The sequence below is a fragment of the Streptomyces sp. NPDC005017 genome (assembly GCF_042873115.1).
Taxonomy (GTDB): domain Bacteria; phylum Actinomycetota; class Actinomycetes; order Streptomycetales; family Streptomycetaceae; genus Streptomyces.
Window position 1 is genome coordinate 1 of record NZ_JBIALD010000037.1, and the last position, 19,893, is coordinate 19,893.

General features: G+C 69.5%; 17 protein-coding genes and 1 pseudogene. 6 read left to right on the plus strand and 12 right to left on the minus strand.

All coding sequences use genetic code 11. The annotated features are described in order from the left end of the window. From ACFYR0_RS34990 to ACFYR0_RS35005, 4 genes are all read right to left on the minus strand, one after another. Positions 1 to 209, minus strand: a 209-nt coding sequence (locus ACFYR0_RS34990) for a DUF2637 domain-containing protein (protein WP_389337478.1), incomplete at its 3' end; no start/stop codon positions are given. 153 nt (positions 210 to 362) lie between these two features. After that, positions 363 to 2,858 (minus strand): hypothetical protein, encoded by a 2,496-nt coding sequence (locus ACFYR0_RS34995; protein ID WP_389337481.1) that lies wholly within the window; start codon positions 2,856 to 2,858, stop codon positions 363 to 365. Further along, positions 2,855 to 3,454, minus strand: a complete 600-nt coding sequence (locus ACFYR0_RS35000; RefSeq protein WP_389337484.1) for a hypothetical protein — start codon at positions 3,452 to 3,454, stop codon at positions 2,855 to 2,857. The genes ACFYR0_RS34995 and ACFYR0_RS35000 overlap by 4 nt, the downstream gene beginning before the upstream one ends. Next, positions 3,451 to 3,678: a hypothetical protein gene (locus ACFYR0_RS35005; RefSeq protein WP_389337487.1), complete on the minus strand. Its 228-nt coding sequence runs from the start codon at positions 3,676 to 3,678 to the stop codon at positions 3,451 to 3,453. The genes ACFYR0_RS35000 and ACFYR0_RS35005 overlap by 4 nt, the downstream gene beginning before the upstream one ends. A gap of 547 nt (positions 3,679 to 4,225) precedes the next feature. Here ACFYR0_RS35005 and ACFYR0_RS35010 point away from each other — a divergent pair. Beyond that, the gene (locus ACFYR0_RS35010; RefSeq protein WP_389337489.1) at positions 4,226 to 4,654 is read left to right on the plus strand and encodes a hypothetical protein; all 429 of its coding nucleotides are present in this window, start codon (positions 4,226 to 4,228) and stop codon (positions 4,652 to 4,654) included. Between the two features lie 350 nt (positions 4,655 to 5,004). Here ACFYR0_RS35010 and ACFYR0_RS35015 read toward each other — a convergent pair whose 3' ends face one another. Then, positions 5,005 to 5,670, minus strand: a complete 666-nt coding sequence (locus ACFYR0_RS35015; RefSeq protein ID WP_389337492.1) for a hypothetical protein — start codon at positions 5,668 to 5,670, stop codon at positions 5,005 to 5,007. Positions 5,671 to 6,123: 453 nt separating this feature from the next. Here ACFYR0_RS35015 and ACFYR0_RS35020 point away from each other — a divergent pair, with 453 nt between their 5' ends. Both ACFYR0_RS35020 and ACFYR0_RS35025 read left to right on the plus strand, forming a co-directional pair. Beyond that, positions 6,124 to 7,143: a hypothetical protein gene (locus tag ACFYR0_RS35020; protein WP_389337495.1), complete on the plus strand. Its 1,020-nt coding sequence runs from the start codon at positions 6,124 to 6,126 to the stop codon at positions 7,141 to 7,143. 13 nt (positions 7,144 to 7,156) lie between these two features. Continuing rightward, complete coding sequence (locus ACFYR0_RS35025) at positions 7,157 to 8,242, plus strand: hypothetical protein (RefSeq protein ID WP_389337498.1); 1,086 nt, start codon at positions 7,157 to 7,159, stop codon at positions 8,240 to 8,242. Positions 8,243 to 8,383: 141 nt separating this feature from the next. Here the strand turns inward: ACFYR0_RS35025 and ACFYR0_RS35030 are convergent. Beyond that, positions 8,384 to 8,554: pseudogene (locus ACFYR0_RS35030) on the minus strand (IS1380 family transposase); the annotation flags it as partial. Positions 8,555 to 8,706: 152 nt separating this feature from the next. Next, positions 8,707 to 9,054 (minus strand): hypothetical protein, encoded by a 348-nt coding sequence (locus tag ACFYR0_RS35035; RefSeq protein ID WP_389337500.1) that lies wholly within the window; start codon positions 9,052 to 9,054, stop codon positions 8,707 to 8,709. 168 nt (positions 9,055 to 9,222) lie between these two features. Here ACFYR0_RS35035 and ACFYR0_RS35040 point away from each other — a divergent pair, with 168 nt between their 5' ends. The 3 genes from ACFYR0_RS35040 to ACFYR0_RS35050 all read left to right on the plus strand — a co-directional run bounded on the left by ACFYR0_RS35040 (position 9,223) and on the right by ACFYR0_RS35050 (position 11,447). After that, complete coding sequence (locus ACFYR0_RS35040) at positions 9,223 to 9,636, plus strand: hypothetical protein (protein WP_389337503.1); 414 nt, start codon at positions 9,223 to 9,225, stop codon at positions 9,634 to 9,636. 888 nt (positions 9,637 to 10,524) lie between these two features. Further along, a complete protein-coding gene (locus ACFYR0_RS35045) occupies positions 10,525 to 10,656 on the plus strand; it encodes a hypothetical protein (RefSeq protein ID WP_389337506.1) in 132 nt (43 codons plus the stop codon). Between the two features lie 374 nt (positions 10,657 to 11,030). Then, a complete protein-coding gene (locus tag ACFYR0_RS35050; protein WP_389337509.1) occupies positions 11,031 to 11,447 on the plus strand; it encodes a hypothetical protein in 417 nt (138 codons plus the stop codon). A 162-nt stretch (positions 11,448 to 11,609) separates the two neighbouring features. Here ACFYR0_RS35050 and ACFYR0_RS35055 read toward each other — a convergent pair whose 3' ends face one another. The 5 genes from ACFYR0_RS35055 to ACFYR0_RS35075 form a co-directional block, all read right to left on the minus strand. After that, the gene (locus ACFYR0_RS35055) at positions 11,610 to 12,356 is read right to left on the minus strand and encodes a class I SAM-dependent methyltransferase (protein ID WP_389337512.1); all 747 of its coding nucleotides are present in this window, start codon (positions 12,354 to 12,356) and stop codon (positions 11,610 to 11,612) included. After that, a complete protein-coding gene (locus ACFYR0_RS35060) occupies positions 12,353 to 12,511 on the minus strand; it encodes a hypothetical protein (protein WP_389337515.1) in 159 nt (52 codons plus the stop codon). The genes ACFYR0_RS35055 and ACFYR0_RS35060 overlap by 4 nt, the downstream gene beginning before the upstream one ends. Before the next feature lie 202 nt (positions 12,512 to 12,713). After that, a complete protein-coding gene (locus tag ACFYR0_RS35065; RefSeq protein WP_389337518.1) occupies positions 12,714 to 16,904 on the minus strand; it encodes a caspase family protein in 4,191 nt (1,396 codons plus the stop codon). After that, entirely contained in the window at positions 16,901 to 17,830 is a 930-nt protein-coding gene (locus tag ACFYR0_RS35070) for an antibiotic ABC transporter ATP-binding protein (RefSeq protein WP_389337521.1), read from the minus strand. Before ACFYR0_RS35070 ends, ACFYR0_RS35065 begins: the two co-directional genes overlap by 4 nt. 147 nt (positions 17,831 to 17,977) lie before the next feature. Beyond that, positions 17,978 to 19,810 (minus strand): pentapeptide repeat-containing protein, encoded by a 1,833-nt coding sequence (locus ACFYR0_RS35075; protein ID WP_389337524.1) that lies wholly within the window; start codon positions 19,808 to 19,810, stop codon positions 17,978 to 17,980. Positions 19,811 to 19,893: the final 83 nt, after the last annotated feature.

Consider the following 19,893-nt stretch of genomic DNA (forward strand, 5'->3'; position numbering starts at 1 on the left):
CAGATGCCGGCGTCGATGCCGATCGGGAAGACGTAGGAGAAGTCCCCGAAGCCCTTCTTCACGGCCAGCTCGCGCACGGCCGCGTACGACCCCGCAAAACCGATCCCTGCCACCCCGGCCGCACCAAGGACGACCAGACCGGCCAGGGTGCGCTGCACCGGCGTGAGAGGGGCAGGCGCCGCCCGCGCCGGTCCGGCCGTGTGGATCATGGTGCGTTCGCTGCCAGCGGTGGACGGCGCAGCGCGCGGCCTCATGCCGCGCGCCACGCCCGTGTGCTGGGGCCGCTGCGGGCGCCGGGTTCGGTGCCGCCTGAGTGCAGGCGCACCGCGGGCGGTCGCTGGTGTGATCGTCATGGCGGGTGGTCAGGAGCGGCTGGGAGCGAGGAGTTGCCGGATCAACTGCTCGGTTTCGGGTTCGAGGGCGGTGCCGAGCTGATGGCTGTGGGCTTGGAGACGGTCGATGACGGCGCGCAGTCCCGTGTGGTTGCGGTCGAGGTGTTCGGTGGTCATCCAGGCCCGGTAGAGGCGTTCGCTGTGGTGGCCGGTGTCGAGGGCGGTGGTGACGGCGTGCCGTGCCGCGGTCAGGTCCTGGCGGGGACCGGGGCTGCTGCGGTGAGTGGCGATGAGATACGCGGTGTCGGCGATGGCGGTGGTCATCTGCTGTTGGAGGGGTTCGGCCCAGGCGGGCGGCCGGTCGCCGAAGGGACGTCCGCGGACGAGGGCGAGGGCGCGTTCGAGGTCGGGCAGCGCGTCCGGGCCCCGGCTGTGCGCATCGTGGGTGAGGCGCCGGAACACGCTCCAGTCGCAGCGGATGCGGGGGCTGATCTGGTAGGGATCATCACCGTGGCGGCGCCGGGGGACGTAGGGAGTGCCGTCGGGGGCGTCGCCGAGGAAGCGGCGCAGTCCGTTGAGTCGGGCGTTGAGGGTGCTGACCCCCCACGACTGGTGCGGGTCCATCGCCGCACACAGGGCTTCGGCACTGTGATGGGGGTGGAAGTACAGCAGGGCTGCGAGCTGCGCTGCGCGCGGTCCGTGCCCGGTGTCGGGGACCCGGTCGACCTCGAGGAGACCCAGAACCCGGATCTCGGGCGCATCGGGATCGCCTGTCCCACCCGACGCTGCGGCAGCGACACCGCCGTCGAATCCCGGGGCAGCGGCGGGGGAACGGCGAGGCCGGAGTCGGGACGTGCGGGCGGCCGCGGCGGCCAGCGCCGGGAACACTCCGTCAGCCCTGCCGCCGTCCGTGCCTTCACCGTCGGGGTGTTGTGACGGATCAGTGGCGCTGCTGCCCGCAGGGCCGCCGCTGCTACCGCGCGATTCGGCGCCAGGCGAAGCCGGCGTCACGTCGGAGAGGTGCGCTTGGTCTGGGGTCGGTTCGCTGAGGTCGGCGTCGGCGGAGGCGTGGGCCTGCAGGGAGGGGAGGAGCTGCTGGTACGTGGCGTCGTCGAGGCGCTGCAGCCGGACCTCGCAGCCGACGGGTTCGAAGAGCTGGGGTTCCGTCACTGCGGCGTCCAGGGTGAGGGTGTGGTCGGGGTCGGGGCCGGTGCCCCCGGCGGGGGCGATGACGGTGACGGGCGCCCGGCCGGGCACGCTTAGAAGTTCGGCGAGGCGGGCGGCTGTGTCCGCATCCAGGGGACGGGCGGAGATCAGCAGGCAGGGCTGGTGTGCTGATGCGGGCAACTGGCCTGTCTCCAGCAGGTGTTCGCTCACCTCGCGTACCGCATCCCCTGGCTCATCGACCGGGGTCAGGCGGGCGTGTGGAAGCAGCGGTGACAGGTGCCGGCCGAAGCCGACGGTGATCAGGCGGACTGTTCCGGTCCAGGGGCTGAGCGCCTGTTCCAGGACGAGGGAGCGGCACACGGCTAGGACGGCGTCGTCGTCGCCGTTGAGGAGGATGACGCCGTACTGGGCAAGGTTGAGCAGCAGCAGGCTCCCGTCCGTGGTGGTGCCGAGAGCGGTCAGGGCGGGGCAGGGCGCCGGGAAGGCGTCGGCGGCCGGGGCGCTCAGCAGGTCGCTCCCGGTGGCGGGGGCCAGGGACCACCAGCCGTCGGGCCCAGATTCGAACGGCGTCTGCGGGGCTGTTGCCGGGACGTCGGGGAGGATCTCGAGGGTGTCGGCGCTGATCCGCGCCGCCCGCAGTGCGGGCAGCTGCCGACCGGTCTGCTCGCAGTGGCGGGCGAGGGTACGCAGGGCCGCGTCCAGGCGTTCGAGGGATGGGGGCCCGTCGGCACGGCCGCGGCCGGGCGGCAGTTGGCTGGCGAGGACAGCGCGAGCGGATGCGCCGGCCGCGGACCGTCGTACTGCGTCGGGGGTGCGGTCCCGGCGGGCGCGGCGCACGGCGAGGGCTGCCAGGACGGCCGCCGCGGCCAGGCAGCCGCCGCCGATCAGCACGGTCGGCGCTTGCCAGCCTGGGGCGGCCGGGCTGTCCGTGGAGGCTGCGGGTGTCTCGCGAGCGGGTGCGCCTGGGGTACTGCCGGCGTCCGGCGCGGGCGGCGCCTCGCCCTTGTCGCTGGGCCGGCGGGTGGGGTCGGCGGCCGGTGTCCGCGAGGCCGGTGCATGGGGCTGCCGGTCGGGTGCCTGTCCGCGCGGGACCGCTTCGACGTGCCGGTCGATGGACAGCTGGGGTGAGTCGAGGGCGAGGACCTTGGGCGTGGCCAGACGGGCTCCCTCGCGCAGCGCCAGGTCGGGATCGTCGACGTCGATCACCTTCACGCCCTGCGTGCCACGTGCGGCAGCCGGGCCTGGTGAGGGGGCGGTGGCCGCCGCGGGGATGGCGCTGGTGAGGGCGGCCAGAGCGGTGGCAGCGGTGACGGCCGGTGCCGCACGGCGGGCAGCCCGTCCTCTGGGCGCGGGGGTCACTGGTCGATCCTGATGGTGGCGGTGTCGAACTGCGGTAGCTGGAAGCCGACTTCACGGGTGGTGTCGGGTGGCTGGGGGAACTGCATGAACACCCGGATGCTCTCGCCGGCCTTCAGGTAGTCGACGCTGGTGGTGGTCAGGGGCCGGCCGTCGGTGTCCCGCAGCACGTAGTACCGCTTGCGTTGGCGGTAGTCGACCAGGGTGGCCCCGCCCAGCGACTGTCTGTTGCGCAGCACCTCGCTCTCGTTGCCGCGCAGCCCCGCCGGGACCTCCAGCGTCTCCGTCCCCTGGTTGGCGAGCATGCCACGCACGGTGAGGAACCCGCCCGGATCCCGCTCCGCGCCGGTGACGGTCAGCAGCATCTGATGCTGCCCCTCGATCACCGCCAGCGGCTCCGCCTGCTCCTGCGCCTCGCGCCGGGCCTGACCGCCTGCCCCGGCACTGCTGGTGGCGGCCGCGGGCCGGGCCCGGTCGCCCGTATCATCGCCGCCCGCACAGCCCGCCACGCCGAGCAGGGCGAGCGCTGCCGCCAGGGCCCCGGCCACGGCCGCGGACAGCCGGGTGTGGTTGCGGGGGAGGGTGCCGGCGCCGGTCATGCCGTCTCCCGGGGGCGGGGCCAGACGGTGATGACGTCGCCGTCGAGGGTGACGCGCCGGTGCGTGAACTGGTCGCGGACGAGGTTGAGGTCGTCGAGGTCGAAGTCGCCGCAGGCGTGCAGGACCCAGGCGTCGCCGATACGGCTCACGTCGCGGGTGGCTGCGGGCCAGCGGTAGAGTAAGAAGCCTTCGTCGGTGCGAACGTTGATTACGGTGTTGTTCACCTGAAATCCCTGAAGTCGCGTGTTTGCAAGGGACATGGGGGTCACGTCTACTTCACAGCGGTAATCTAAAGCTTCGCGTGAGCAAAGTGCAAGGGTTTTTGAATGAAGCTGGCATCTTTTCGGTGACCTGCCCGCCCAAGGTAGTGACGGGCTGCCGGAGGCAGGCGGCATCGAGCTGTCGGAGTACGGGCATCCGTCCAGCACGGGAAGCGGCCACCGTGTGCTCCTGACTAGGGCGGCACCTGTTCACAGGGCGCCCGGCTGCGGGCCCTGCGACGGGCTCCGCCCCCTCGGGGGACAGTCCGGGACCGGCCTGACGGCTGACCGCGCGGGCGGCCTCGGGCAACGGCTGCCCGTCGCTGTGCCGGTGGGCCCAGGACGTGGGACTCGGGGTACAGGGCGTGCAGCAGGCGTACTCCCTCGGTCGGGTCCTTGTTCTCGGCGAGGAACTGGTGCTGGGGATCTCGGATTCGGCTCTGGCCGCAGTTGCGTGAACAGCGCACTGGGCGGCGGGTGGTGTCCCTTGCCCGGTCGGTAGGCTCACGTCATGACGGATCACGGCATCGAGTTCCCGGTCTTCCGACTGCACGTTGTGCCGGCGGTTCTCGCCCTTGCGAGTCCGTCGTGGCAGCGAGATGTCTGGCTGCGGCCGGAGGAGTTCGAGGACCTGGACTACGTGGTCACCGTGCTGTTCGACGACTTCTGCAACGCGGACGATCCCGCGCCGTGGCTGGGTAAGAGCCTGCGGACGGAGGAGGAAGTCGCGCTCATGGAGGAGCTGGGCGAGGTCTACACGAGCGTGCAGGAAGCGGTAGGCCGCGGTGCCCCGGACGAGGTCTATCTGGACGTCCCGGCCTGGAGCAGCGTGGTCGCAGTCGCGGGCAGGCTGGCCCAGGTGATGGTCACCAACGACCTCCAGGCTGCGGCTCTGCTGCATGGACAGCTCAACCTCCCCTCACCGCCAGAGGCTCACTGAAGGGGCACCGTCGGCTGAGTGAGGATGCGAGTGCGGAGGAAACTCGGCCGCGCCCGTACCGGCAACCGGCTGCGGGCCCGGATGCTGGAGTGCTTTCCCGCCGTGGAACGTGCCTTCGGCTGCAAGAGCTCTGCGGCGGCCCTTCGGCGCGTCGGGAAGAACCGGTTGGCGGGCCTGGCTGAAGAACCGCATGGTCCGCCGCTGGCAGCTCCTTGCAGCCACTGCGGTGGATGGCGCCGAGGCTCAGCACACTGCCGTTCGGGTTTGTTCACAAAGCCGGCTCTGGCCCGATTCGTGTGATGCGGCCGCTGCGAGTGGTCGACGGACGCCCGGGGGCGTGTATCCCTGAGTCAGAACGGTGGGTCTTCGGAGTAACCACCTGTCCCGTCGGTCGCCCACCAGGAACCATGTTCCGCCTTGAAACGGGCGGGACGCTCGCGGGCTGCGATGTCGTCGGCGTCCTCCAGGACATTGGTGTCGTGACCCCATGCCTTCATGGCGTCCAGGACGCGGTCTCGGGTGTGGCGGTCGGTGCTGGCGGTCAGCAGACGACGGGCGTGGTCGGCCAGCTCGGACCGGTGCGCGGTGAGGACGGGGTGCTCTGCGAGGGGGATCGCCGCGACGAGGGCCGCGTCACGGACGTCCACGTTGTCGTGGCTGAGAAGGGCGTGGACAGCGGAGAACATCGCCGGGCGCAGGTCCCGGAAGGCGCGCATCTCCCTGACTTCGTCGAGGAACCCCTTGCCGCAGTGGCGTTCGGCCATGGCGACGCACTCGTCGTCGGCGTCGTGGGCGGTGTCGCTGAGCCACTCGAGTAGTCGCACGAGGGTCGGGCGGTGCGGTGGCGTGTCGGGGCGGTGACCGAAGTCGTCCACCGCGATGGCCGGATGGCTGAGGATGGCCGCGACGTACAGCGCTACGGGCACGGTGGCTTCGTAGATGGTGTTTTGGTGGGTCACTTGTCTGAGCGCGGTGTCGGTGGCGGCCGCCCTGACGGCCGGGTCAGAGTTGATCATGTGTGTCAGCGCTGTCGGCAGGGTTTCGCCTGTCCCGCGCGCGGTGGCGAGCGACGCCCAGTCTGTATCGTCCAGGAGCGCTTGATGGTCAGGCAGTTCGTGAGGACGAGGATTCCCGGTCCGGCTGCGGCGCAAGGTCACAGCCGGAGGCTATAGCGCCGTCGAGTCGGCGTGGCGCGGGGTGCCACGGTGACCTGTGAAGTGGCAATTGCCGGTGCCCGGACAGGGGTCATTGGGCGCAGGACTGGGGGCGCCGGCTACCGGACAGGGGCGCTTCTCGCGCCTCTGGCTGCGCGTCGCACCCCGTCGGCCTCAGCGGCATCAGGCCAGGGGTGGAAGACAGTTTGTCTTCGGGTTCGCGCCGTCTCAGTCGGCGGCCGGGCACAGGGGTGGCGTGGGCAGCCCCTCCGGCGTGTGTCACGATCTCCCCGAACCTGTGGGGGGTGTTGCTGAATGGCGCAGGACATTGCGCTGCGGCCGGTGGTGGATCCGGCCCTCGAGGACGCGGAGCGCGCGCTGCTGGAGAAGTCCGCCGACGGACTCTTCCCAGCCGCGCTGCCGCTGCCCGAGGAGCCGGGGCTGGGCGGCCGTACCAAGGCGGACATCTGGACGGCCCTGGGGGTCTCCGCGGTGTGCGCGCTACTGCCGGTGACGATCCTGTGGGCGCTGATCGGCGTGTGGCCCGGCCTGGCCGTCGGGCTCGCGGCGCAGGCGGGACTGATCTGGGTCGGGGTCCAGTTCGGGTTCGAGGCGTTCATCCTGACCGTCGTGGGCGTGCACCTGCTGGCCTGGCTGCTGATCGTCGTCCTCGGCTGCGGGACCGACGAGCGGCAGCGGGTGGCCCGGCTGCGCCACGGCCGCTACTACCTGGCCGAGGACTTCGGCGACGACTCCCTGCGCGAGCTGCTGGGCCACTCGCCGCTGCGCCGGATGGAGCGCGCCCAGGCCGCCGTGACGGCGGTACTCCAGTCGCAGGTCGACCGGGACGGGCTGCTGGACGACATCGCCAACGACGTGACGCTGCCGGCCCAACAGTACGAGATCGCCCAGCGCCTGGCCGAGCTGACCCGGCTGGCGCGGAAGGTGCGCACCGCTGCCGGGGACGCCTCCGGCTCGCGGGTGGAGGAGGTGCTGCGGACTCAGCGGCGGGCGCTGCGGCTGTCGTCGAGCGCGCTGGAGGAGCGGGTGGAGGCGCTGGAGCGGTACGCCGAGAACACCCGCGCGGCGGACGCGGCGTACCGCGAGTGGGAGGCCGTACGAGAGCTGGAGCAACTCGGCGAGGACATGCACGAGCTGGTGGTGAACACGGTGCGGGACGAGCTGGCCGTCGCCGAGATCGAGGGGCTCGCCGACCGGTCCCGGCTCCAGGACCTGCATCGGATGCTGGACGAGGCGCGGGAGGCGGGGCTGCTGGCCACGCGGTTCGCCGAGGAGCCGGCCGACCGCCGGTCCGGCGACAGCGGCCGGGCGTGAGGGGGAGGACGACATGACGCAGACATCCCAGCCGAGACGCGAGTTCCACTCCGGCCGCGGCAAGAAGACCTTCGACCGGATCCCGGGCGGGTTCTACCTGGTCGGCGCCCTGGTGATCCTCTTCGAGGTGGTCATGCTCGGCGCGGTGGGCCTGGCTCTGGCCGTCGGCGGCCCGAGCGACGACGGGGCATCCCCGGACAAGGAATCCCGGCGGGTCGAGGTCACCTACATCGCGACGGGCGACCACCCCTCGGTGAACCTCACCGTCGGGGAGGCGAACGGCAACCACGAGCCCCACGGGGTCGTCATCCTGCCGTACCGCAAGACCGTCGAGCTGGCGGCGGGCGCCGACTTCTATCTGGACGTCAGAAGCCGCGAGGACCAGGAAGGGGGCACTCTCACGTGCACCGTGCTGGTCGGCGGCAAGGTGGTCCAGCAGGCGCACAGCACACCGGACTCCTCGTCCGCCACCTGCGCGGGCAGCACCGCGGACGCCCCGCAGCAGGGCATCCCCGTGCCCACTCTCACCCCCGGCGCCTCCCCGCTGCCCGAGGAGCAGCGGCTCACCGGGACCGTCAAGGTGCCGGACTACCCGGGCGAGGGCTCGCCGGTCATCGGCACCGTCACGGACTCCTCCCTGGAGTACGCGGAGCTGGGCGGCACGTGGGACCGGAGCAAGACGCTGGATCCGATCTTCGACGGCTTCACCCGCAAACAGGAGGGGCGCCAGCGCGCACTCGTGAAGTCCACGCAGGTCGACGAGGACATCATGGCCGCGGCCGGCGGCACCGGGGAGCTGCGGGGCGTGGCGGGCGCGGTGATGGACGAGCGGCGGCGCTACGAGTACCCCCGCGACCAGGCGATCCTGGTCGACGTCGCCTCGCAGCCGCTGAAGGTCGACGGACATGACGCCTGGCTGCTGGTCAGCGAGATCCACTTCCACAAACGCGGGGTGCCGTCCACGATGGACCTGAACGCGGTCCTCGTGGTCGACACCGGGCGGGTCCGCCCCTCGGTGCTGTGGGTCGTACTGCCGGAGACGAACAAGAAGCTCTGGCCGGACCTAAACACTCTGGTCGCATCCGTCCAGGTCCGCTGAACTGCACCGATACGGGACGGGCCCGGGCGCGCGACGCGTCCCGGGCCCGTCCGGTAGAGCGTGACGCTGGCCGGGCACGGCATCGAGTCGGCGGCGACCAGGTCGACGAGCGTGCCCGACGCACGGGTGCGGTGCCAGACGATCGTGCACTGCCCGAGCCTTCCGCCACGGCGTGAGCGTTGCTGATATCGCGGTGTCCAGGCCGACCTTGCGGACGGTCTCGACCAGCAGCACTTCCCCGGTCTACGAGACCACCGCCCGGCCGCCGCCCTCGATGCGGACACGCGGGTACGACCCGATACGCTTCTTCACCTGGAGAGTGCTTCTTCCCATGCAGCCAACAGGGCCCTCGAAAAGTCCCATCGTTGCAGGTCAGGAGCACTCTCCGTTTATTTGATCAAGCCTCGGGCACCCCACCTCGTGAAAGCGCGAGGCTAGCGGCGCACCACGGCGGGAGACTCCCCTTATGGGTGTCTGACGCGCGACCAGGGCCTGCCATCGTTCCCCATGAGTAGGTGTCGCGCCGGCTGCGGATCACGGCGGACACCGTCCGCACCGGGCGGCGGCGCTTCATCGAGCGGGGTCTGGACGGCTTGTGTAACGACCCGTGGCTCGGCGTCCCCCCGGAAGACCATCGATGCCGACGTCGAGCGGGTCATCGTCAAGACGCTCGAGCAGACACCGAAGAACGCGACCCACTGGTCGACGAGGTCGATGGCCGCGGCCATGGGGATGTCGCAGTCGACCATCTCGCGGATCTGGCGGGCGTTCGCCCTGGCCCCGCACCGCTCACAGACCTTCAAGTTCTCCACCGGCCCTGTGTTCATCGACAAGGTCCGCGACGTCGGCCTCTACCAGGCCCGCGGTACTACGACTGGGCCTGGATCCACATCGGCGCCAACAGCCATCGTCACCTGCTCATCCGAAGCAACCGGTCCACCGGCGAACTCGCCTTCTACCTGTGCTGGTCACCCACTGAAGTGCCCCTGGCCGAGCTGGTCCGTGTCGCCGGTGCCCGCTGGAGCGTGGAGGAGTGTTTCCAAGCTGCCAAGAGCCAGGTCGGACTCGACCACTACCAGGTCCGGCACTGGACCTCATGGCACCGGCACATCACGCTTGCCATGCTCGCCCTGGTCTTCCTGACCGCTCTCGCCGCCGAAGCGACCCCCGAACCGCCCACGGACACGGACCACTTCGCCCGCAGCCGCGATCCGATCACGCTGACCGTCCCGGAGATCCGGCACCTACTCGTCGCCGTCTTCCCCCCAGCCGTAACCACAACCAGGCTGCTGCACTGGTCCAACTGGCGCCGGCGCCACCAGGCAACAGCCCGACGCAGCCACTACCGACGACGGACCCGCTGGATAGATCACGGCATCACACTGGAGTACTGATTCTCTTGGCCGCCGGGGCACCGCGTCGCCGAGTTCGACCACTCCATGCCGAGTAGGCACTGTGGCACATCTGCGCCAAGCGAGTACCTCCAGCGCTACTACCTGCACACCGCCTCCACGTACCGCCCTGCCTGCACTCTCGAACCCCGGTCCGTCGACACGGCGTTGTCTCTTTCTTCACCCACGTCACGCAACCGCGCGCGACGGGAGCTAGAAGGCGTACGTCCCAGCCGCCCCAACAGAGAGGAACGCACACGGTGACAACGACTCGTAAGACGGACGGCAGGTACAGGCCTCCACGGTTCGAACTGCGCTGTGGAGGACTGCACATCACCCTCCAGTGCATCCCCGTGTGGCTCGTCAGACTCATCGCCACGGCGAGCGGAGCGGCCGCAACCTGGTGGATAACCCGCTAGCGCGCGGCACCGAACTCGGCGTTCGTCGCCGTACCCGTTCCCAGCCGAGTCCGCGACAAGATCACGAAGCCAGGTTGGAGGGGCCTGTAAAGATTTCGGCTCTGGCTCACTTTCGATGGTGACAGAAAGTAACGGGAAGAACAAGCCTGGTTGAGCTGCAAAGACGCCCGCCTGAGCCCTTGCTCCTGACCGGGGAGCGCTCACGGCCCGGATGTCGACGTGCGGCCCAGCAGCGCAGATTACTGTCCGTATGGAGCATCGCTTTCTGTCACCACCGGAAGTGGGCCAGGGCCGTTCTCTTTACAGCCCGGTGACTGAGCCGCAGCTCTGAGACGGCGGTGGCGTCGGATTCGCCGCGGCGGCTTACGGGCGGATCTGTTCATCAGGGGCAATCACTGCGAGCGGCGTCGGTGACGTGGATACGATCACAGGGCTGTGGCGTTGACTGAGCGTGCCGTGATGAGGAGCCGTCGTGGCTGGGCTGATCCGGGAGCAGGACCTTGATGTAGAGGTCGACTACTACGGTTTCGCGCTGCAGGACCTTGACGACACCGAGGTCCCGCTGGCGTATCCGCAGGGCCGGGTGAGCGACGGCCTTTCCTGACGGTGCATGAGGGGCGTCTGGACATCGAGAGTGCCGGGCGCACCCACACCGCGACGCTGACGGCGGAGATCTGGGACGGCCGGCCCCCGGGTGCGGAAGATCGCGGGGTATGGGAGGAGCGCGGGGAGGCGGAGCTGCGCTGCGTGGCGGGTGAACTGGCGGTGTGGGGTGTGGGGTGTGGCCGGTGGTCCGATGGCGGACTGCGTTCACCTGTCCGACGGTGAGGGAACGTGGAGGGTGCGGGTGTACTGCGAAGGGCGTGCGGAAGTGCGCAGGCTGGTCGCTGACATCACCGTCCGCACCACATCGGCCGACCCGCACCTGCCGGGAATATCCGTGGTCACCGCGAAGCCGCACCGCCTACGCTCCATCCCATGCGCAGCGTGTTCGTGTTTCCCGCGGGTGAGCGAGCCGAGACCGTCGCCTCACTCGATCAGCACCTGCCCCAGCAGCGTGATCCGTGGACTCTGGACGGAAGCCTCTACATAGACATCGACGATGAGGACACCGGGTACCTCTTCTCCGACTGGGAACCCGACGATGTCGCAGTCCTCGACGCGGCCGTCGGACATCACCCCGGGTGGGCGGTGCAGATCGACATCTCCGGGCGGATCGATGGCACTGCAGAACTTCACCAACTGGTCGCGCTGCTGCTTGAGCGCGGAGGTGTTGCGGTTGACGACTACTCCGCCCACCCCTGGACTCTGCAGGAAATTGAGTCCGGGACCGTGATCGACGGCCTACGCTTCTTTGACTTCCGCACCTACCACGCACTCCACGGCAAGCACTGAGACGGCAGGCTCGGTCATCACTGCGCCAGATCCTTCTACCTGCTTATTCGCAGGTCAGCACGTGATCTGTGTTCCGTCGGTGTCCGTGGTTGTGCGGGGGAACCCGTCGCTGTTGCCGTCAGGAGCCGGGTGGCGGTGCTGGTGCCTTTCTCGCGCCGCCGGTCACCGCGGAGTTTGTCGTGCCACCGTGTATGCGGTGGGGCCGGTAAGCCCTGTCCCTGTGCCGTCGAGCATGTCCAGGACCTCGAAGCCAGCGCCCTCCGCGTAGCGTTCGAGCTCCTGGGGGAACAGGACGCGTCTGCGGATCTCGTCTCGGGCCTCCTCGCCCGTGGGGAGCGTCCAGTGCCGGTGCATGGTGTTGATCTGGGTGCGCAGGTCCCAGGTGTGGCGGAGGGTGACGGTCGCGGATCCCGTCGGGGTGTCGACCGTGGCGGTGGTCGGCTCGGTCCGGGTGATCGGGGCGACGGGGGAGCACAGTACGAGCAGCGCTCCTGGCCGGGCGTGGGCGGCGAACGTGGTGAAGACCTGGTTGATCGACTCGTTGTCGTGCACGTAGGCGAGGCTGTTGCCCATGCAGGTCACCACGTCCATGCGGCTGCCGAGTCGCGCGGTGCGCATGTCGCCGGTGCGGATGTCCAGCCCGGGCCGGGTTCGGCGGGCGTAGTCGACCATGCCGGGCTGGAGGTCCACGCCGGTGCACTCGAAGCGCTTCGCGAGGATTTCCAGGTCGCGGCCGGTACCGCATCCGAAGTCGACCAGGGTCCGGGCGTCCGGCCGGTGCAGCTCGATCAGGGTCTGGCACATTCGGGCGCTCGTGCTGTCGGACTGGACCACGTCGTAGAGTGCCGGATCGCGGTACAGGAGGTTGGTGGCTTCCACGTGCTCGGCTTCCGTCTCGGGGCTGGTCATATGAAGCTTCGCAGTCCGACCTCCAGGGCGAGCACGTCGCACAGCAGGTCGGGGACGACCGGCGCGGAGTCGGCGTTCGTCCGCGCCGTGGCGAGAGCGTTGCCGTCAACGTAGCCGAGGTCCACCAGGATGGACTCCTTCAGCATGCCGTCCAAGACCGGCAGGCTGTAGGAACGTAAACCCTTCTCCAGGATGGCCAGGAAGTTCTCCGGTTCGGCCCTCGATCGTCATGGTGTCCATCAGGGCGAGCGGGCCGTCGATCTCATCGTCCGACAGTTGGACCGGGTCGGGGTGCAGTTCGGCAGGGTCGCGAACCTTCCATCGCTGCCGCCGCCCGCATACTCCCGGGAGGCGCTGTCAGTCCGCAGGAGAGCTGCGTTGCAGTACGACGACCTCGTTGGCCATTCCGAGGACGAGGTAGTCGCCCTGTGCTGCGATGGCTTGGACCGTCAGGGGCTGAGAGAGCTCTGCCACTACACGACTTGACTCGAGATCCCACACCACAGTGCGGCCGTCGCTGGTGCTGACGGCGTGGGGGCGGTTGTCGATCTCGGTCACCGCGATTCCTAGCACGGGACCGGTGTGGCCTGTGAGGACAGCACGTTCCGCACCGGAATCCAGGTCCCACGCCCGCACTGTTTGCTCGGCGCCTGTGGTGACGGCGTGGGGGCAGCCGTCGATCTCCGCGACCGCCACCCGGTTCACCCACTCACTATGACCCGTGAGGACTGCGCGCTCAGTGTGGCCGTACTTGAGGTCCCAGACCTGCACCGTCTGGTCGGTGCCGGTGGTGACAGCGAAAGGACGGCCGCCGATCTCCGCCACCGCCACCCCAAACACCGAGTTGGCGTCGGCGACCACGGCGGAACGCTCCGCGCGGGAGGTCAGGTCCCAGATTCGGATGGTTTCGTCGGCGCTGGTGGTGACGGCGTGGGGGCGGTTGTCGATCTCGGTCACCGCGATTCCCAGTACGGGGCCGGTGTGGCCGGTGAGGACGGCGCTTTGGGTGGCGGAGGTGAGGTCCCAGATTCGGATGGTTTGGTCGGCGCTGGTGGTGACGGCGTGGGGGCGGTTGTCGATCTCGGTCACCGCGATTCCCAGTACGGGGCCGGTGTGGCCGGTGAGGACGGCGCTTTGGGTGGCGGAGGTGAGGTCCCAGATTCGGATGGTTTGGTCGGCGCTGGTGGTGACGGCGTGGGGGCGGTTGTCGATCTCGGTCACCGCGATTCCCAGTACGGGGCCGGTGTGGCCGGTGAGGACGGCGCTTTGGGTGGCGGAGGTGAGGTCCCAGATTCGGATGGTTTGGTCGGCGCTGGTGGTGACGGCGTGGGGGCGGTTGTCGATCTGTGCGACTGCGATTCCCAGTACGGGGCCGGTGTGGCCGGTGAGGACGGCGCTTTGGGTGGCGGAGGTGAGGTCCCAGATTCGGATGGTTTGGTCGGCGCTGGTGGTGACGGCGTGAGGACGGCCGCCGATCTGTGCCACCGCCACGGCGCAGACCCAACTCGTGTGGCCGGCCAGGACGGCCCACTCAGTGCCCGAGGTGAGGTCCCATACTCGAACTGTCGTGTCGCCGCCGGTGGTGATGGCGTGCGGACGGTCATCGAGGTGTGCCACCGCCACCCCGTACACCGGGCCGGTGTGGCCGGTGAGGACGGCGCGCTCCGCACGAGAGCTCAGGTCCCACACCCGGACCGTGTTGTCGTCGCTAGTGGTGATGGCATGGGGGCGATTGTCGATCGCTGTCACCGCGATTCCCAGCACCGGGCCGGTGTGGCCGGTGAGGACAGCACGTTCGGTGGTGGAGGTCAAGTCCCAGACCCGGACCGTGTTGTCGTTGCCGGTGGTGACAGCGTGGGGTCGGTCGTGGATGTGCACTGCAGCAACTGCGGTCACCGGGCCGGTGTGGCTGGTGAAGACGGCACGCTCCGCACCAGAGCTCAGGTCCCACACCCGGACCGTCCCGTCTGCGCCAGTAGTTATGGCGTGTGGGCGACCGTCAACCTCGGCCACCGCCACCGCGCCCACCCTGTCGTTGTGGCCGGTGAAGACACCACGCTCCGTATTGGAGGTCAGGTCCCATACTCGCACCGTTTTGTCGTTGCTGGTGGTGATGGCGTGGGGGCGATTGTCGATATCTGTCACTGCGACGGAGCGCACCCACTTGCTATGGCCGGCAAGGGTAGTGCGATGTGCAGGGTTGACGAGGTTGCCGGTGGCCCAGCGGGGGGTGTACGGGCGGGTGCGGGCGAGTCTGTTGGCGAGGGAGGGCTGTTGGTAGCGAGCGGCGTCGACGGCGAGGACATCGCGTCGGGAGATTGACGGGAGCGAGGCGTGGACAGCGGCGGATGCGCGGTAAACCGCCGCTGCGGGGTGGGCTACTACGTTGGAATGGACCGCAGAGCTGGTGGCATCCATGGCACGAAGCAGGGTGGCGGGGTGAGCGTGGACTAGGAACTCGGGGTCGTCCAGGAGGGCGGTGAGGGTGCCCCCTGTTCCGGCGTGGGTGGCAACGTGATGGCGGGAGTAGGGGTGGGTTGCGGCCCAATCCTTTACACCGGTGCCCGGATCGGGGGTGACGAGAGAGGTGAGGGCGCGGGCGATGGCCGCGTGGTCGTCTTGCTCGCGGCCGGGGCGGCGCAGGTGTTCGGCCATGGTCTCGTGGAAGAGACGGTAGACCGATCCGTCCGGGGTGGGGGTTTCGATGATGTAGGCGCCGGCGTGCTGGTGGAGCCAATCCAGGTCGTCCTGCGAGCAGACCACACCGGAAAGGGCTTCGGCGACGGGTGCCCACACGGTGGACCAGGGCAGGCCCGCGCCGTGGGCGTAGGCGAGAGGGCGCAGGAGCCGCTCCACCTTGGGCCGGTCGTCGCCGAAGCGGTCCAGATAGGCGGCGAAGGCTTCCTTCGCGTCGCTGGGCAGCCGTTCACGCCAGCCGGGCCGGGAGGTGTCGACGTAGATCTGGCCGTGGACCAGGGCGCGCGCGGTCATCCGGGCGACCAGGTATGAGGAACCTGCCCGGTCGGCAATGCCGTTGGCGATGGTGGCGGCCAGGTGCGGCTGGTGGCGGTAGGGGGAGCGGCTCTCGGGGTCCTTGGCGTCCTCGAGGAGGGCGCGGGCGTAGTCGGAGATGTCGCTTCGAGTGATGTGACCCGGTTCGTCGAGATCGATGACGTGGATGGCATGACCAAGGGCAGCAATCTGAGGGCGGCGGGTGCCGATGATGAGCCGCACCGGGGCCAGCGTAGACAGCGGCTGGAGGAGTTCGCGGGCGATGTGGTTGCCCTCTCGGGTGTCGCCGGCGGTTCCGGCCTCGTCCAGGGAGTCCACGATGACAGCTACGGGTATGGTCCTGTCGGCCAGGGCCTTCAGGACCTCGTCGAGGCCAGCCCCGGCCGGCAGACCCAGCGCTGAGGCGAGATCAGTGACCAAGTCACCCAGCGTGGCCCTGCGCGCATGCAATGCGATCACCGCCAGGGAATCCGCTGAGGGCACGCCACCCGAAGCCACGCGTGCCGTCGCCGGCCGCAGGGCCGTCGGGTGGGTGAGGGTCAGGAGTCGTCCCAGCACAGCGGACTTGCCCGAGCCGGGAGCGCCGGTGACAACGCGGGCCTTGCGGTCGTGGTCCGGGCCGCCAGAGGCGAGAAATGCGGTGAGCTCGCGGAGGGCGCGGGAGCGGCCGGTGAAGTAGTCGCCCCGCTCACCAACGTGGTCCACGCCGCGTCCCCGCGGCCCGAAGTGTCCGGCATGCCGGCGGCGTAACAGGCTGATGCTGGCGAGATCGGTGCCGTCGGCGGGCAGACCCGGCAGGAACAGGGGGCTGGGGAAGAAGGGGTCTTGGCCGTCGGTCTCCGACGTGGTCAGCCGGGCCTGCTGAGTGGGTCGGTGGGTCTTGAAGTGGGCGTTGACGCGTTCGGTGACCTCCCGCACGGTCAGGAACCGCTGGGTGGCGCCGTGCCGACGGTGGGTGAAGACGTCGTGGAGCGCGTCGACGAACGCGTTCTCTCCCGCGCGGTCGCGGGCGCGGGCGGATGCCAGATGCCAGCGGTTGGCGCGCCCACGGTGCAGGTCCGCCAGGCCGAGGGCCATCCGGCTGATGTCTGCAGCGCCGGCACCGGCGTAGCAGGTGTCCAGCATGACCAGCAGATGCCCGACCTCGCTCATCACTAGTCGCCGGGCCAGGTCCTCGGCTGCAAGAGCCCGTGTCCACCGGCCGGGACGGGTGTCGGCGCACAGCAGGTAGTGGCGGTCCTCCTCGCAGACGCCGTGCCCGGCGAAGTACACGACGACGACGTCGTCCGGTCCGAGGGAGGTCTCCAGCGCCCAGTCCTCGATGCCTTCGGCGAGGGCGTCGCGGGTCGGATCATGGGCGAGAGAGGTCAGGACGGACTGGTAGCCCATGGGTTCCAGCAACTCCCGGACCCGCCGCACGTCCGCCTCGACGCCGGGCAAAGTCTTGATGCCGGGCTCCTGGAAGCTGCCGACGCCGGACGCGATCAGGAACCGGCGCCCCGCCGTGTTTTGGGCGTCGGCTTCGATGGTGGTCATGCGGGCGGCTCCTGCAGTCCGGCGGCCACGGCGCTCGCGGTCTTCGGGGCGGTCAGGTAGCGCTCGAAGTCGTGCATCCGCACCCCGTTGGTGATCCGCCGGTCCTGCACCCCGCCCACAGGACCGGGCACGAACCGCGCGGCCAGCTCGCCCACCAGGGCGACGACGTCCCCGGGGTCGGCGACGTTCGTCCACCGCACCACCCCGCCCGGCCACGCCCCCCGGCCCTGCACCGGCAGCGGACTGAGCCGGTTGAAGATGACCGGGAGGCCGAGCGGGGAGCCGACCGTCACCAGGTCCGTCACCGGCCAGCCGGGGTTCTCGCACAGGGCCTCGTAGGCGACCACCGACCCCAGCGAGTGCGCCACCACCACCCGCGTGTCCGCACCCACCTGCTCCGCCACCGCGGCCCGCGCAGCTTGCCAGACGGGCGGTTCGTCGAGGTAGCGGCGCACCTGCTTCAGCTCCGAGACCAGCATCCGCTTCGTCACCGGCTGGAAGAAGCGTGCACCGGCCAGCGCGTTCAGGGCCGCCCGTGCCCGCTGAGGCAGCAGCAGCCGGGACGCGGCGAACCCGGCCGGACCCCGCGTGCCCTCCTCATCCGGCGAAGCCACCGCGTCCTCGAGAGCGGCGGCCTGCTGCCACCACGCCTGAAGCAGGTCCGCCTCGAGACCGGCTTCCACATCGTGCTCGTTCCACGGCGGGAGATCCGCGGAGCGGCTGCCCGGCTCGAGGAACACGTTCCCGTAGAACGCGCACGCCACATCCTCCGGCGCCAGCGCCAGCCCCGTCGCCAGTTTCACCCCGTCACGGACCGCGGCTGACAGCCGCAGTCCCAGCAGTTCCGGACCCTCGTACTGCTGAGCGATCCCGTGCACCAGCACCACCCGCGCCACCACAGCCCCCCGCTCACCGTTCTGGGACACTCACCGTAGCGGCGCTGCCGCACCGTCCACTGGCAGATCCTGAATGCCGTTGTGTGCGCAGGCTGCTGGAGGCTTGCCGCTACCAAGGTGACGCGTGCTGCAACTCCGTGAGGTGCTCGGTCGAGCACTTGATGCGCTCCGGGCTGATCACCGTTTGAGGCGGTTGCGGATACCAAGGATCGCGAGGCCCAGAAGGACGGGTTCGGTCAGGCGTGCGGTCATTTCGATGTACGTGCCCGCAGTGGTCAGGTCCTGGCCGGTTGAGCGGAACACCACCGAGTTGAGTGTGATGTTGAGGGCCTTTTCGAAGCGCTCTCCGCTGAAGGGGTTGCCAGTGGGGTTGCGGGGATCGTCCTTGTCGATCTCGAGCGTGACCCGCCCTCCGTGGGACGGGACGGTGCCGGTCGCGGTCTGCTTCGGGGGATGGCTGGGCAGGCCGACGGCCATGAGCGTCACGATGGTGCAGAGCATGGCGGCACCGAGCCAGGCCAGGGCGCGGGAGGCTCGTAGTCCGTAGCCGGAAAGCGCCCAGTGCATCGTCAAGAGGCCTCGTTCGCTGCGGGGGATGTCGTCGGCGTGGCGGCGCATCTCCATCTCCCCGTAGTAGAAGTCGGCCGCCCCTGGTTCGTGCTTGCCGTCCTCGAAGGCCTTGCGCAGTGCCCGGTACACCGGTGCCAGCTGCAACGGCCCGGCGTGTCCAGCGCCCAGGACCGCTGTGTTCCAGCCCCGGACCGCGCCGGGCTGTGAGGCGCGCCAGTGGTGCTCTTCGGCGAGTGTGCGGCGCTGGGTGAACCGTAGAGGTAACCCGCGGCGCCAGTGCACGGCGGGCGGGACCGTGCCGAAGAGGCAGGCGCCTTCCAGGCGCAGTTGGTCCAGGTGCACTGTGCCGGTGAGCAGGCATGCGGATAGGTCGACGTCGGCGAGGACCAGGTGGGCGGCATCCACTCCGCGCAACGATGCCAGACGTACCTTCGGGTCAGACACGTGAGCGAATGGATCTTCCGCCAGCTGCTGTCCGGCAGCGAGCCCGAAAGGGTCGGGCTCTGCAGCGATGGTGAGCGGGTACTCGAACACCGCGTGGGCGAAGTCGACCGTGGCATAGCGCAGACGTATCTCCGCCGTGGACGACCAGCGAGTGCGCCGGCACTCCAGGCGATGCGCGGCAAAGGCGAGGGTCACCGGTCCGCCGAACATTGCTCCGGAGAGCAGGACCCGCCCAGAGCATACGAGGGGCCCGACTGTTGCGGCTGCGTCGAAGGCAGCGTCCTCGAACCCGGCGTTTTGCCCGAAGGACGCGGCCCGGAACTCGACGCTGTGTCGGAACGTGGCCGACGCGAACGTGGCGTCGCTTTCGAACGCCGCCGACGCAAATCGGGCGTGACCCTGAAAGGTCGCGGTCTGGAATCGGCCGCTGTCCTGGAAGGCTGCGTCCTCGAAGCATGCCTCGTTCTGGAAGGTCGCCCCCTCGAACCAGGCCGCGCCTTTGAAGGTAGCGGCTCGGAACCTGGCCTTGTCCTCGAAGGTCACTGCTCGGAACTCGGCATCGCCTTCGAAGGCTGCTGACCCGAACTCGGCAGTGTCCTTGAAAGTTGCCGACGCGAATGCGGCCTCGCCTTCGAAGGCGACCGACGGGAAGCCGGCTTCGCCTTCGAAGGTTGCCATGCCGAGGTCGGCGTAGGCCTTGAAGGTCGCCGCACCGAACCACGCGTAACTCTTGAAGGTCGCCGCACTGAGCCTGGCGTTGTGCGTGAAGGTCACGGCGCCGAATCCGGCGCCGTCGTGGAAGGTCGCCGACACGAACTCCGCATAGCTTCTGAAGACAGCCGCGGCGAACCAGGCGTAGCCATTGAAGGTCGCTCCCCTGAACTCTGCCCCGTCATAGAAGGTCGCCGAGATGAAGGAGGCTTGGCCCTCGAAGATCGCAGACGTGAATGCGGCACAGCCCTCGAAGGTTGCTGACTCGAAGTCGGCGCTGCCCACGCGAGGGCTTCCCGTTACAGGGTCACGCAGTGCGTCGAGGAGGGCGGTGAGAAGGGACGCGGTGAACGGAGTACCCCGATGGT

Coding starts and splice junctions, on each gene's coding strand:
- ACFYR0_RS35025 (WP_389337498.1), top strand. CDS start 7,157: ATGACGCAGACATCCCAGCCGAGACGCGAGTTCCACTCCGGCCGCGGC.
- ACFYR0_RS35020 (WP_389337495.1), top strand. CDS start 6,124: ATGGCGCAGGACATTGCGCTGCGGCCGGTGGTGGATCCGGCCCTCGAG.
- ACFYR0_RS35055 (WP_389337512.1), bottom strand. CDS start 12,356: ATGACCAGCCCCGAGACGGAAGCCGAGCACGTGGAAGCCACCAACCTC.
- ACFYR0_RS35065 (WP_389337518.1), bottom strand. CDS start 16,904: ATGACCACCATCGAAGCCGACGCCCAAAACACGGCGGGGCGCCGGTTC.
- ACFYR0_RS35010 (WP_389337489.1), top strand. CDS start 4,226: ATGACGGATCACGGCATCGAGTTCCCGGTCTTCCGACTGCACGTTGTG.
- ACFYR0_RS35050 (WP_389337509.1), top strand. CDS start 11,031: ATGCGCAGCGTGTTCGTGTTTCCCGCGGGTGAGCGAGCCGAGACCGTC.
- ACFYR0_RS35015 (WP_389337492.1), bottom strand. CDS start 5,670: ATGATCAACTCTGACCCGGCCGTCAGGGCGGCCGCCACCGACACCGCG.
- ACFYR0_RS35000 (WP_389337484.1), bottom strand. CDS start 3,454: ATGACCGGCGCCGGCACCCTCCCCCGCAACCACACCCGGCTGTCCGCG.